The sequence below is a fragment of the Sphaerotilus uruguayifluvii genome (genome assembly GCF_013294065.1).
Lineage (GTDB): Bacteria > Pseudomonadota > Gammaproteobacteria > Burkholderiales > Burkholderiaceae_C > Sphaerotilus > Sphaerotilus uruguayifluvii.
Map to the genome: position 1 here is coordinate 37,330 of NZ_JABSNM010000009.1, position 13,547 is coordinate 50,876.

The window sequence follows — 13,547 nt, forward strand, 5'->3', positions numbered from 1 at the left end:
TTCCTTCTCTCCTGACTCCGACCGCATCCTGCACGCGCCGCTGCGCAGCCGCATCATGAGTGCCGACGAGGCGGCCGCGCTGATCCCGTCGGGCGCGCATGTCGGCATGAGCGGCTTCACCGGCGCCGGCTATCCGAAGCTGGTGCCCGCGGCGCTGGCGCGGCGCATCGAGTCCGCGCATGCGTCGGGCGATCCGTTCCGCATCAGCGTCTGGACCGGCGCCTCGACCGCGCCGGAGCTCGACGGCGCGCTGGCCAAGGTCGATGGCATCGAGATGCGTCTGCCCTACCAGTCCGACCCGGAATGCCGCCGCCGCATCAACGCCGGGCAGATGGAATACATCGACATCCACCTGTCGCATGTCGCGCAGGCGGTCTGGTCGGGCTTCTTCGGTCCGCTGGACGTGGCCGTGGTCGAGGTGGCGGGCGTGCTGGAGGACGGCCGGCTGGTGCCCTCGTCCTCGATCGGCAACAACAAGACCTGGATCGACCGGGCCGACCGGGTGATCCTGGAGGTCAATGCCTGGCAGAACCCGGCGCTGCACGGCATGCACGACATCTACTACGGCACGCAGCTGCCGCCGCGGCGCGTGCCGATCCCGCTGGTGCGCGCCGACGACCGCATCGGCGAGAGCTGCTTCCGCTGCGATCCGGACAAGATCATCGCCGTGGTGCCGACGCGCCATCCGGACCGCAATTCCGCCTTCTCCGCGCCGGACGAGAACTCGCGCCGCATCGCCGGCCACATCCTGGAGTTCCTCGAGCACGAGGTGAAGAAGGGCCGGCTGCCGCGCGAGCTGCTGCCGCTGCAGTCGGGCGTGGGCAACATCGCCAACGCGGTGCTCGAGGGCCTGAACGAGGGGCCGTTCGAGAACATGACCGCCTTCACCGAGGTGCTGCAGGACGGCATGCTGGCGATGCTGAAGTCGGGCAAGCTGCGCTGCGCCTCGGCGACCGCGTTCTCGCTCAGCCCGGACGCGCAGGCCGAGCTCAACGCCGACCTGGCCCGCTACCGCGACCGCATCATCCTGCGCCCGCAGGAGATCAGCAATCACCCCGAGCTGATCCGCCGCCTGGGCGTGATCGCGATGAACGGCATGATCGAGGCCGACCTGTACGGCAACGTCAACTCGACCCACCTGATGGGCAGCCAGATCATGAACGGCATCGGCGGCTCGGGCGACTTCGCGCGCAACGCCTACATCTCGATCTTCATGACGCCGTCGCTGGCCAAGGACGGCGCGATCTCGTGCATCGTGCCGATGGTCTCGCATGTCGACCACACCGAGCACGACGTGCAGGTGCTGGTGACCGAGCAGGGCCTGGCCGACCTGCGCGGCCTGTCGCCGAAGCAGCGCGCGCGCCTGGTCATCGACCGCTGCGCCCACCCTGACTTCCGCCCGATGCTGCACGACTACGTCGAGCGCGCGCTGCACTCGGGCGCCGGCCGGCAGACGCCGCACCTGCTCGGCGAGGCGCTGTCGTGGCACCAGCGCTATCTGGCGACCGGCACGATGCGGCCCTGATGCCCCCACCCGTCACGCCCGCGAAGGCGGGCGCCCACGCGGAGCGACGGTGATGGTCGCCGCGTGGGCCCTCGCGTCCGCGAGGGTGAAGCCGGCTTCTGCAACTGCTCCCGCCTACGATGGATTTCCGGCATGGGCCAGAAACTGGTGCGCACCGGCAATCGGCCGGCGTTGGCGGGACATCTGCACTGGAGACACCCTGTTTTTTCACGGATATTCATTTCCGGTTGATTGCAGGGAGCTGTCGTGTCGTTCATGTCGTTTGCCCGTTGCGGGCCACCAGTCTTGGTGCTGGGTCTGTGCACCCTGGTATCGGGTGTCCAGGCGCAGTTCAAGTGCACAAGTGCCTCGGGCTCGGTCTCTTTCCAGCAGACACCCTGCAGCGGAAATGACCGGCGCGCGGAGCGGCTGGACATCCGGCCTGCGGCGGGATCCGCCGCATCCGGTGCAGCGCCTGCGCTGCCCGCCTCGGCCACTTCGGCCGCGAAGGACAACGTGGACATGCGCATGGCCCGACAGATGGAGCGCGAGCGTCTGATCCGAGACAAGGAGTTCGAGATCGCCCAGCTCGGCGAGCTGATGGTTCGGCGCAGTGGCTTGATGGAGCAGGAGCTGGCTGCGTTGAGAGCCAAGAAGATGCAGGCCAACAACAATCTGGCCGGTGCAACCTGGGAGCAGAGCATTTCGACGGAAATGTCGGTGGTGGTCGAGAAGTACAAGGCCCAGAAGGAGTCCGACGGCGAGCGTCTGAAGGCGATGAACGCGGAGCTCCGACGGCTCAAGGAGATGGCCCGATGAAAAGCATGCTTGCGGGACTGCTGGCGCTGACTGGGCTGATCGGCGCCGCCGACGCCTCGTGCTACCTCGTCTATGACGGACAGGACAAGGTGATCTATCAGGCCAGCATTCCACCGGTGGACATGTCCCTGCCCGTGTCGGACCAGATCCGCGCCCGGTTTCCGGACGGTCATCTGGTGTTCACGACCGAGGGCGCATCGTGTTCCTCGGCAGACATCGCCGTGCAGCCGGCCTTCGGCAGGCCGGTCGAACCCCAGTTTCCTGAATCCGAAGTCCGGCCTCTCGTGTCCGAATCCAGTCCGGAGACGCGATACGGGGGCATGCCTTTGCTGCAGGGTCGTGGCCGCGATGCGGCAGGGACGGATGTTGCCGTGAGGTCCTATTGGCGCCGTGACGGAACCGCCGTGTCGGCCCATACCCGCGCGGCGCCCCGACGGCGCTGAAGCGCGCACGCCCCCCCACCCGTCACGCCCGCGAAGGCGGGCGCCCACGCGGAGCGACGGTGACGGGGTGGGCGCGGTGACGAAGGGCGACGGGCGTCAGCCTCGTGTCCCGGATCGCTCCGCCAGCGTCCGCGCCAGCCGGTCATGCCGCTCCACCAGCGGCCCCAGGTCCAGCGTCGTGAGCTGGCCTTCACGCACCAGCACCTGGCCGCCGACGATGTTCCACGCCGCCTGCGGGCTGGCGCACAGCAGCAGCGCGGCCAGCGGGTCGTGCACCGCGCCGCCGGCCATCGCCAGCGAATCCAGCCGCCACAGCACCAGGTCGGCCGCCATGCCGGGCGCGAGGTGGCCGGTGTCGTCGCGGCCGAGCACCTGGGCGCCGCCCCGCGTGGCGATCGCCAGCGCGTCGCGGGCCGTCATCTCGGCGGGGCCGAGGTCGCAGCCGTAGCGGGTCACGCCGTCGGTGCCGGTCTCGGGCGGCTGCATCGCGCGGCCGACGCGCGCCAGCAGCAGCGCCTGGCGCGCCTCGTTGAGCAGGTGGCCGGCGTCGTTGCTGGCGCTGCCGTCCACGCCCAGGCCGACCGGCACGCCCGCGTCCAGCATGCGCCGCACCGGCGCGATGCCTGAGGCCAGCCGCATGTTGCTGCACGGGCAGTGCGCCACGCCGGTGCCGGTGGCGGCGAAGCGGGCAATGCCGTGCGCGTCCAGCCGCACGCAGTGCGCGTGCCACACGTCCGGCCCGAGCCAGCCGACGCTCTCGGCGTATTCGGTGGGGGTCATGCCGAACTTCGCCCGGCTGTAGGCCAGGTCGTGGTCGTTCTCGGCCAGATGGGTGTGCAGCCGCGTGCCCAGGCTGCGTGCCAGATCGGCCGAGTCGCGCATCAGCTCGCGGCTGACCGAGAAGGGGGAGCAGGGCGCGGCCACCACGCGCAGCCGGCTGTAGCGCCCGGCGTCGTGGTAGGTCTCGATCAGGCGCTGCGTGTCCTTCAGGATGGCCGCCTCGTCCTCGACCAGGTGGTCGGGCGGCAGGCCGCCGGCCGACTCGCCCACGCTCATGCTGCCGCGTGCGGCGTGGAAGCGCATGCCGACCTCGGCGGCGGCCTCGATCTGGTCGTCGAGCCGCACGCCGTCGGGGAAGATGTAATGGTGGTCCGAGGTGGTGGTGCAGCCCGACAGCAGCAGCTCGGCCATCGCCACCTGGGTCGAGACCTTCACCATCTCCGGCGTCAGCCCGGCCCAGATCGGGTAGAGCGTCTTCAGCCAGCCGAAGAGCTCGGCGTCCTGCGCCGCCGGGATGACGCGCGTGAGCGTCTGGTACATGTGGTGGTGCGTGTTGATCAGCCCCGGCGTGACGACGTGGCCGCGCGCGTCGACGCATTCGCCGCGGGCGCGCACCTCGTCCATCACCTCGGGCGGCACCTCGCCGGCCGGCCAGATCGCCTCGATCGCCTCGCCGCGGATCAGCACGCTGGCGCCGCGCAGCTCGCGCCGGTCGGCGTCGAAGGTGGCGATCAGCTCGGCCTGATGGATCAGCAGCGGCGGGGGCGGCAGGGCGGGGAAGGAGGGGGCGGCGCTCATGGCGGCATTGTCGAGCAAGCACCGTTCCCGCCGCGGGCCCGGAACTCGCCCGGCTTTCCCTCGTTCATCCCGCTAATGTTCTCCCGATCCCGCAAATAACCTCGTGTCACGATGAGTGACACCGCCGCCTGTTCGCCGACTTCGCTGGACCCTGCCGATCCGGCCGCCTGGGAAGACTTTCGCGCCCAGGCCCACCGCATGCTCGACGACATGATCGGCCACCTGCGCACGCTGCGCGAGCAGCCGGTCTGGCGGCCGATCCCCGAGGCGCTGCGCGCGGGCTGGCGCGAGCCCCTGCCGGCGCAGCCGGTGCCGGTGGCCGAGCTGCACCGGCGCTTCCTGGCCGAGGTGCTGCCGCATGCGGTCGGCAACGCGCATCCGCGCTTCATGGGCTGGGTGCAGGGCGCCGGCACGCCCGAGGGCCTGCTGGCCGAGATGCTCGCCGCCGGCCTGAACGCCAACGTGGGCGGGCGCGACCAGATGCCGCTGGAGGTCGAGCGCCAGGTGGTGCACTGGATGCGCGAGCTGTTCGACTTTCCCGACACCGCCTCCGGCCTGCTGGTGACCGGCTCCTCGACCGCCAACCTGATCGGCGTGCTGGTGGCGCGCACCCGCGCGCTGGGCGTCGACTCGCGCCGCGACGGGCTGGGCGCGGACGGCCTGAGGCTGGTGGCCTACACCAGCGCGGCCGCGCACGGCTGCGTCGCGCAGGCGATGGCGATCGCCGGGCTGGGCCACCAGGCGCTGCGCCGGGTGCCGGTGGACGCCGATCACCGCATCGACGTCGCCGCGCTGCGCCGCATGCTGGCGGCGGACCGCGCTGCCGGCCTGCAGCCCTTCCTGGTGGTGGGCACCGCCGGCACGGTCGATGTCGGCGCGATCGACGATCTGGACGCGCTGGCCACGCTGTGCGCGACCGAGCAGCTCTGGTTCCATGTCGACGGCGCCTTCGGCGCGCTGGCGCGGCTGTCGCCGGCGCTGGCGCCGCGCCTGGCCGGCATCGAGCGGGCCGACTCGCTGGCGCTGGACTTCCACAAGTGGGGCCAGGTGCCCTACGACGCCGGCTTCGTGCTGGTGCGCGATCAGGCCGCGCAGCTGGCGGCCTTCGCCTCGCCGGCGGCCTATCTGGCGCGCCACCCGCGCGGGCTGGCGGCGGGCTCGCCCTGGCCCTGCGATCTCGGCCCCGACCTCTCGCGGGGCTTCCGGGCGCTGAAGGTCTGGTTCACCGTCATGGCCCACGGCCGCGAGCGCCTGGGCGCGGCGATCGAGGCCAGCTGCCGCCTGGCGCGTCGGCTGGCCGAGCGGGTCGATGCCGACGCGCGGCTGCAGCGGCTCGCGCCGGTGGCGCTGAACATCGTCTGCCTGCGCTATGTCGGCGCGGCGCCGGACCTGGCCGACGGCCAGCCGCTCGACGAGGCCACGCTCGACGCGCTCAACGCCGAGCTGGTCGCCGACCTGCACGAGAGCGGCGTGGCCGCGCCGTCCACCACCACGATCGGCGGGCGCACCGCGGTGCGCGTCGCGCTGGTCAACCACCGCACCGTCGAGGCCGACCTCGACCTGCTGCTCGAGGCCCTGCATCACTTCGGACGACTGCGCCTGCGGCAGGCGTGCGCCGGCGGTGCGGCGGGCCTGCCGATCCTTTCCGACGAAAGCTCCCGATGACCGTGACCGCTTCCCCGATCGCCCCCCGCAAGCCGCTGCTGGGCCTGGCGACGCTGATGACCCAGGCCTTTCGCGGCACCGACCTGCGCCCGCTGGCGCAGTCCTTCATCGAGCGCGCCGGCGCCGACGAGCACGACGCCGAGGCACTGATGGACCTGTCCACCGCGCTGTTCCTGCAGGGCCTGCGCGAGGTCGGCCTGGCGACGCAGGCGCAGGCGCTGCAGGTCAGCCGCCTGTACCGGCTCGAGGCGCCGTGCCCGCCGGCCGAGGGCCGGCCGCTGCGGCTGCTGGCGCTGATGATGCCCGGCGACCTGATGACGAATGCGCCGCTGCCCTTCCTGTGCGAGGGCAGCGACGTCGAGCTGACGATGCTCTACCTGGTGCCGGGCGAGCCGCTGCCCGAGACGCTGCCGGCGCATGACGTGCTGTGGACGGCGGTGTCGGAGTCGGCCGCCAGCCGCACGCTGCTGTCGCGCCTCGACGCGCAGATGGCGCGCTGGGGCGTGCAGCCGGTCAACCGGCCCGCCGCCATCCTGCGTACCTCGCGCGACGAGGCCTGGCAGATGCTGCACGGCCTGCCGGGCCTGGCGATGCCGGCCACCGCGCTGCACGAGCGCGGCGTGCTGCAGGAGCTGGCCGAGGGCCTGCGGCCGCTGGGCACGCTGCTGCCCGACGCCGCCTGGCCGCTGATCATCCGCCCGCTCGACTCGCACGCCGGCCACGACCTGGAGAAGGTCGACACGCCGGCGGCGCTGGCGGCCTACCTCGAGGCGACCGCCGGCGAGGTCTTCTACCTGTCGAGCTTCGTCGACTACCGCGGCGCCGACGGCCAGTTCCGCAAGTACCGCGTCGTGCTGGTCGACGGCCAGGCCTTCGCCGGCCACCTGGGCGTGTCCTCGCACTGGATGGTGCACTACCTCAATGCCGGCATGACCGACAGCGAGGACAAGCGCCGCCAGGAGGCCGAGTTCATGACCGGCTTCGACGCCGGCTTCGGCGCGCGCCATGCCGAGGCGCTGGGCCGGATCGGCGCGGGCTTCGGTCTGGACTATCTGGTGATCGACTGCGCCGAGACGAGCGACGGCCGGCTGCTGGTCTTCGAGGTCGATCCGGGCGCGGTCGTGCACTCGATGGATCCGGAGGAGATGTTCCCGTACAAGCACCCGGCGATGCGTCGCGTGCGGCAGGCCTTCCGGGGCCTGCTGGCGCGGCGGGCCGCGCGATGACGGCGGCGACCGAGCGCCGCGTCTCGTCCATCGTCCTGCGCACGCTGCTGTCCGCGTCCTCCCCCCCCGCCATGGCCACCGCCTCCACGCTGATCGACGATCCCGAGCTGGCCGACGCGACCGCCTACTGGCTGACGCAGGGCGGGGACACGCGGCTGCAGCTCGACGTGCAGGGCACGAATCTCTACGGCTGCCCGCCCCGGCCCGATCCGGGACTGATCGCGCTGGGCTCGTCGACCGCGTCGGTGGTGTCGGCGCGCGGCTTCGAGGCGGCCTCGCGGCTGATGCTGCGCCTGGGCGCCGATCCGGGCTGCTGGCCCGGCGAGGTCGACCGGGTGCGCGCCGAGCTGCTGGCGCTGACCGGCGCCGACCAGGTCACCGGCACGCAGGTGGTGCTGGCGGCTTCCGGCACCGACCTGCATCTGATCGCGACCCAGATCCTCAGCCCGGCCGACGGCGAGCCGGGCGCGGCCCGGCCGCTGCAGGCCTTGATGGCCGATCCGTCCGAGACCGGCAGCGGCGTGCCCAAGGCGCTGGCGGCCCGCCACTTCAACACCGTCACCGCGCAGGGCGCCCAGGTCGCGCCCGGCCTGTCCCTGCCCGGGCTCGAGATGGCGCCGGCGCGCACCGTGGCGCTGCGCGAGCCCGACGGCCGGCCGCGCCCGGTCGAGGCGATCGACGCGGAGTTCGCCGCCGAGGCCGAGCGCATCGTGCGCGCCGGCGGGCGTTGCCTGCTGGTGATGGTCGACGTGTCGAAGACCGGCCTGGTCGCGCCGTCGCCGGCCTGCGCGCTGCGCCTGCGCCACCGCTGGGGCGAGCAGGTCGAGGTGCTGGTCGATGCCTGCCAGTTCCGGCTGGCGCCGGAATCGGTGGCGGCCTTCCTGCGCCAGGATTTCCTGGTGGCGCTGACCGGCTCGAAGTTCGTCGGCGGACCGGCCTTCAGCGGCGCGCTGCTGCTGCCGCCGGCGGCGGCCGCGCGGGTGCGCCGCCGGCCGCTGCACCGGCTGCGCTCCTACAGCGCGCGCGGCGACTGGCCGCGTTCCTGGCCGGGCGCGCGCGAGCTGCCGGGCAGCCCGAACCCGGGCCTGCTGCTGCGCTGGGAGGCGGCGCTGGCCGAGCTGCGCCGGCTGCGCGAGGTGCCGGCGGCGGCGGTGCAGGACTTCCTGCGCGAATGGGGCGCCGCGGCCTCGGCGCGGCTGACCGACGATCCGGTCTTCGAGCCGCTGCCGGTCACGCCGCTGGCGCAGTCGCGCGACTGGCGCGTCGCCAGCGCCGGGCCGGCCTGCTGGGACCGGCTGCCGACGATCCTTCCCTTCCTGCCGCGCCGGCGCGAGGGCCGCACCTGGCGGCCCCTGCGCCCGGAGGAGACGGCCTGGCTGCACCGCCAGATGCGCGAGGCGCAGGCCGGCGACGGCGTGCCGCTGCTGGCGCAGCTGCGCTTCCAGATCGGCCAGCCGGTGGTCTGCGGCGTGCGCGATGGCCAGGCGCTGACGGCGCTGCGCCTGTGCGTGGGCGCACGCGACATCTCGGCGGCGACCTCCGGCGCCCGCGGCCCGGCCGAGGCGCTGACGCAGGCGCGGCTGGCGCTGGACAAGCTCGCCTGGCTGATCGGCCGGATCTGATCCGCCGGCCGCCGATCCGGCCGCGGGCACGGCCGGTTTGGCGCGTCATTTCCGCCCTTCGTGCCGGCGGGACGCTGCCTAGCATCGCGACGAGAGCCTTCCTGGAACGCCCATGTCCGACCTGTCCCAGTTTCCGCCGAATCCTGCCGCCGGCGCTGCCGAGGTGCAGCGCACGCTGGCGCCCGCGCCGCGTGGCCGCCGCAGCGCGGCCGCTCCCTTCGCGTGGCCGATGCCGCCCTTCGCGTCCTACCCGCCGGCCGAGCCGCAGCGCGAGCCGCTGGCCGTCGAGATCGAGGGGCGCAGCGGCAACCTGATGAGCGGCCAGCTGGTCGCGCTGGAGCCGGCCGCCGGCATCGCGCGGGTGCAGGTGCCGCCGGACCGGGTGTCGCTGCCGATGCGCTTCGACCAGATCCGGCGCATCACGCTGCAGGCGCCGATCCTGCCGCTGTCGCGCCGCGAGGGCCTGCCGGCGCCGGCCGAGCCGCTGAGCGAGGCGCAGGCGCAGGTGCTCGAGCACCATCCGGCCCAGCCCTTCACCGTGCACCTGGCCGGGGGCGAGAGCTTCGGCGGCGTCACCGTCGGCCATGTCGAGAACGAGGTCGGGCTGTTCCTGTTCATGCCGCTGGACGACCGCGGCGCGGTGCAGTGCAGCCTGCTGCCCCGCGGGGCCTACGAGCGCGCGGCCCTGGGCGAGCGGCTGGGCGCCCTGCTGGTCGAGGAGGCCGCGGTCACGCCGGCGCAGGTCGAGCAGGCGATGCAGATCCAGAAGCGCTCGCGCGGGCAGAAGCTCGGCGAGATCCTGGTGGCGCGCCAGATCGTCACGCCCGACCAGCTGCTGGCCGCGCTCGACAAGCAGGCGCGCATGCCGATGGTGCGCCTGGGCGAGGCGCTGGTGGCGCTGGGCTATCTGCGCGAGGAGCAGCTCCACGAGGTGCTCGGCCAGCAGGTCAGCGAGCGGGTGCAGCCGCTCGGCGAGGTGCTGCTCGAGCGCGACTGGGTCACGCCGCAGCAGCTGCGGGTGGCGATGGCGCGCAAGATGGGCTATCCGGTCGTCAACCTGACGAATTTCCATCCGCAGAACGAGGCGCTGGCGCGGCTGCCGCTGGAGACGGCGCGGCTGCTGGAGGTGCTGCCGCTGGTACACCGCGCCGGCCGGCTGGTGGTGGCGATGCAGGACGTGTCGCGCCAGGCGGTGCTCGAGCAGCTCGCCGAGCTCAGCGGCTGCGCGATCGCGCCGGCGCTGACCGGCGCGGGCGACCTGAAGGCGGCGATCGAGCGCGCCTACGCCGACCTGCCGGTGCCGGTCGATCCGGAGGCCGCCGGCGTGCCGTCCGCCGCACCGGCGGCCTCCGCGGCCAGCGCCGGCGCCGCCGGTCCGGCCGCGCCCGAGGCGGCCGCCGGGCCGGCCCGCGAGGGCGAGGGCGGTGCGCGCGCCGGCCGCGACCATCCGGTGCAGCAGCTGCTGGTCACGCTGGTGGCCGACGCGATGGGCAAGGGCGCCAGCGCCATCCACATCGAGAACCACCCGAGCGAGGACAAGCTGTGGGTGCGGCTGCGCCGCGACGGCCGCATGGAGCCGCACACCGAGCTGCCCGGGCGCTGGCGCACCGGGCTGGTGGCGCGCATCAAGTCGCTGGCCGAGCTCGACGTGGCCGACAACCGCCGGCCGCAGTCGGGCCGGCTGGCCTTCGCGCGGCTGATGCCGCAGCACCGCATCGAGCTGCGCGTCACCACGCTGCCGACGCATGGCGGCATGGAGGACATCGTGCTGGGCCTGCCGACGCGGCTCAAGGCGCTGAAGTTCGAGGGCCTGGGCCTGGGCGCATCCGAGCAGGAGCGGCTCGCGGCGCTGCTGGAGCGGCCCGGCGGCGGGCTGATCCTCGGTGTCGGTCCGGCACGTTCGGGGCGCACCACCACGCTGCTGGCCGAGCTGAACCGGCTGAACCAGCCCGAGCGCAAGATCGTCGCGCTGGGCGAGCGCCTGGAGGCGACGCTGCCGGGCGTGCGCCAGATCGAGGTCGACGCCCGCGCCGGCCGGCCGATGGCCGCGGCGCTGCAGGCGGTGCTGCAGGCCGATGCCGACGTGATCGCCATCGACGGCCTGCGCGACGTCGACACCGCGCAGCTCGCGCTCGAGGCGGCGGCCGCCGGCCGGCTGGTGCTGGCCACCACCACCGGGCGCAACACCGCCGAGGCGGTGCAGCGCCTGATCGACCTGGGCGTGGACCGCTGGCTGCTGGGCGACACGCTGCAGGCGGTGCATGCGCAGCGCCTGATGCGCCGGCTGTGCAGCACCTGCCGGATGAGCCGTTCCGCGCGCGAGCCCGAGATCGCCGAATGGATCGAGGGCCATTTCCACGGCGGCCATGTCGAGGCGGCCGAAGAGGCGCGCGAGCAGCTGCGCGCCGACTGGCTGGCCCGCCATGGCCGCGACGGCAAGCTGCGTCGCTACCAGAGCGCCGGCTGCGAGCGCTGCCGCGGCACCGGGCTGCGCGGGCGCGCGGCCGCGCACGAGCTGATGTTCGTCAGCCGCGAGCTGCGCCGGATGATCCGCGCCGGTGCGCCGGCCTGGAACCTGCAGCGCCTGGCGCTGCAGGAAGGGCTGCGCACGCTGCGCCAGGATGCGGTCGAGAAGATGCTGGCCGGGCTGGTCAGCCTCGACGAGGTGCGCGGCGTCTGCGACTGAGCGTGCGCCGGCGGCGCGCGGGCGTCAGCGCCCGCGCAGGAACAGCGCGTCGAGCTCGCGCATCGTGACCTGGCGCCAGGTCGGCCGGCCGTGGTTGCACAGGTCGGCGCGCTCGGTGCGCTCCATGTCGCGCAGCAGCGCGTTCATTTCCTCGACGGTCAGCCGGCGGCTGGCGCGCACCGCGCCGTGGCAGGCCATCGTCGCCAGCAGCTCGTCGCGGGCGCGCTGCACCAGCGTGCTGGCCTCGTGCTCGGCCAGGTCGGCCAGCACCGAGCGCGCCAGAGCAGCGGCGTCCGCCCCCTGCAGCGCCGCGGGCACCGCCCGCACCGCCAGCACGCCCGGCGACAGCGGCGCGACATCCAGGCCCAGCTGCTGCAGCGTGTCGGCGTGCGTCTCCGCGGCCGCGACCTCGGCCGGCGTGGCCGCGAAGGTGGCCGGAATCAGCAGAGGCTGCGAGGCCAGCGCCTGCGCCTCGCCATCGCCGTGCGTCTCGGCCACCGCACGCTTGAGCCGCTCGTAGACGATGCGCTCGTGCGCGGCGTGCATGTCGACGACGATCAGGCCATGGCGGTTCTCGGCCAGCACGTAGACGCCGCCGAGCTGCGCCAGCGCGCGCCCCAGCGGCCAGTCGCCATCGGCGGGTTCCGGCGCGGGAGCCGGCGCCGGCGCGGCCCCCCGGGTCGGCACGGGGCACGACACCGGCGTCGCGGCGGTCTCCGCATCCTCGGCCTGAGCGAGTGCGGGGACGGGTGCGGGCACGGGGGCGGGCGTGGGCGCCGATGCGGCCTGACGCCACGGCGCCGGCAGCTCGCGGGCATGCAGCCGCGCGGCCTGCTCGAGCAGCAGCCGCCCCTGCACCGGCGCCGGGGCACGCCAGGCGGGTGCAGGGCGGGGCGTCGGTGCGGGCGCCGGCTCGGACGTCGCCATCGGGGCCGGCGGCGGCGTCTCTGCGGCCGTGTCGGGCGCGTCCGGCGCCGGGCGGGTGCGCGAGGGCGCCAGCGCCGCCTCGACCGCGCGGCGCACCGCCTGGTGCACCTCGCGCGAATCGCGGAAGCGCACCTCGGTCTTGGTCGGATGCACGTTCACGTCCACCCGCTCCGGCGCGATCTCCATGAAGAGCACATAGCTGGGCTGGCGGCTGCCGTGCAGCACGTCCTCGTAGGCGGCGCGCACGCCGTGCGCCAGCAGCCGGTCGCGCACATGGCGGCCGTTGACGTAGACGTACTGCAGGTCGGCGCGCGCGCGGGCGGTTTCCGGCAGGCCGGCGCGGCCGCGCACCGACAGCGGCCCGAGCTGCAGCGCCACCTCGCGGCTGTCGCGTGCGAAGGCCTCGCCGAGCACGTCGCGCAGGCGCTGCTGCGCGTCGCCCGGGCGCCACTGCTCGACCAGCCGGCCCTCGTGCCAGACCTCGAAGCCGACCTCGGGCCGCGCCAGCGCGTGGCGGCGCACCGCCTCCAGGCAATGCGCCAGCTCGGTGGCGTCGGACTTCAGGAACTTGCGCCGCGCCGGCGTCGAGAAGAAGAGCTCGCGCACCTCCACCGTCGTGCCGACGGCCCGTGCGGCGGGCTGCAGCTCGCCGGTGCGGCCGTCGATGCGCTGCGCGTGTGCGGCGTCCATCGTGCGGCTGGTGATCGACAGCTCGGCGATCGAGCCGATCGCCGCCAGCGCCTCGCCGCGGAAGCCCATCGTCATCACCTGCTCGAGATCGTGCAGCGAGCCGATCTTGCTGGTGGCGTGCCGGCGCAGCGCCAGCGGCAGCTCGGCCGCGGCGATGCCCTGGCCGTCGTCCTCGATGACGATCGAGCGCACGCCGCCGGCGATCAGCCGCACCGCGATGCGCGTGGCGCCGGCGTCCAGCGCGTTGTCGACCAGCTCGCGCACCACCGAGGCCGGGCGCTCGACCACCTCGCCGGCGGCGATCTGGCTGATCAGCTCGTCGGGCAGCTCGCGGATCGGGCGGCGGGAGGGCGGGGCCAGCGGGGCGGTCGTCGGGGGCAGGGTCAT

Annotated in this window: 9 protein-coding genes; 7 read left to right on the plus strand and 2 right to left on the minus strand. The window is 73.9% G+C overall.

Features of this window, described 5'->3' with window-relative positions; genetic code table 11:
* The first annotated feature begins 55 nt into the window (after positions 1-55).
* The 3 genes from HNQ01_RS11450 (at position 56) to HNQ01_RS11460 (ending at position 2,766) form a co-directional block, all read left to right on the plus strand.
* Entirely contained in the window at positions 56-1,525 is a 1,470-nt protein-coding gene (locus HNQ01_RS11450; RefSeq protein ID WP_173805710.1) for an acetyl-CoA hydrolase/transferase family protein, read from the plus strand.
* A gap of 246 nt (positions 1,526-1,771) precedes the next feature.
* Complete coding sequence (locus HNQ01_RS11455) at positions 1,772-2,323, plus strand: hypothetical protein (protein ID WP_173805569.1); 552 nt, start codon at positions 1,772-1,774, stop codon at positions 2,321-2,323.
* Positions 2,320-2,766, plus strand: coding sequence for a hypothetical protein (locus tag HNQ01_RS11460; RefSeq protein WP_173805570.1), 447 nt, complete (start codon positions 2,320-2,322; stop codon positions 2,764-2,766). The genes HNQ01_RS11455 and HNQ01_RS11460 overlap by 4 nt, the downstream gene beginning before the upstream one ends.
* 96 nt (positions 2,767-2,862) lie before the next feature.
* Here HNQ01_RS11460 and HNQ01_RS11465 read toward each other — a convergent pair whose 3' ends face one another.
* On the minus strand, positions 2,863-4,344 hold the full coding sequence (locus HNQ01_RS11465; protein WP_173805571.1) for an 8-oxoguanine deaminase: 1,482 nt from the start codon (positions 4,342-4,344) through the stop codon (positions 2,863-2,865).
* Positions 4,345-4,455: 111 nt separating this feature from the next.
* Between HNQ01_RS11465 and HNQ01_RS11470 the strand changes: the two genes are divergently transcribed.
* The 4 genes from HNQ01_RS11470 to HNQ01_RS11485 all read left to right on the plus strand — a co-directional run bounded on the left by HNQ01_RS11470 (position 4,456) and on the right by HNQ01_RS11485 (position 11,543).
* On the plus strand, positions 4,456-6,009 hold the full coding sequence (locus HNQ01_RS11470) for a pyridoxal phosphate-dependent decarboxylase family protein (RefSeq protein WP_173805572.1): 1,554 nt from the start codon (positions 4,456-4,458) through the stop codon (positions 6,007-6,009).
* Positions 6,010-6,011: 2 nt separating this feature from the next.
* Entirely contained in the window at positions 6,012-7,235 is a 1,224-nt protein-coding gene (locus HNQ01_RS11475) for an ATP-grasp domain-containing protein (protein ID WP_353621690.1), read from the plus strand.
* Positions 7,232-8,857 carry a hypothetical protein gene (locus HNQ01_RS11480; protein WP_173805574.1) on the plus strand — a complete coding sequence of 542 codons (1,626 nt, stop codon included), beginning with the start codon at positions 7,232-7,234 and terminating at the stop codon, positions 8,855-8,857. Before HNQ01_RS11475 ends, HNQ01_RS11480 begins: the two co-directional genes overlap by 4 nt.
* Positions 8,858-8,969: 112 nt before the next feature.
* Complete coding sequence (locus HNQ01_RS11485) at positions 8,970-11,543, plus strand: ATPase, T2SS/T4P/T4SS family (protein ID WP_173805575.1); 2,574 nt, start codon at positions 8,970-8,972, stop codon at positions 11,541-11,543.
* Positions 11,544-11,567: 24 nt separating this feature from the next.
* On the opposite strand, the gene mutL is transcribed toward HNQ01_RS11485, so the two are convergent.
* On the minus strand, positions 11,568-13,547 hold the full coding sequence (gene mutL / locus HNQ01_RS11490) for a DNA mismatch repair endonuclease MutL (protein WP_173805576.1): 1,980 nt from the start codon (positions 13,545-13,547) through the stop codon (positions 11,568-11,570).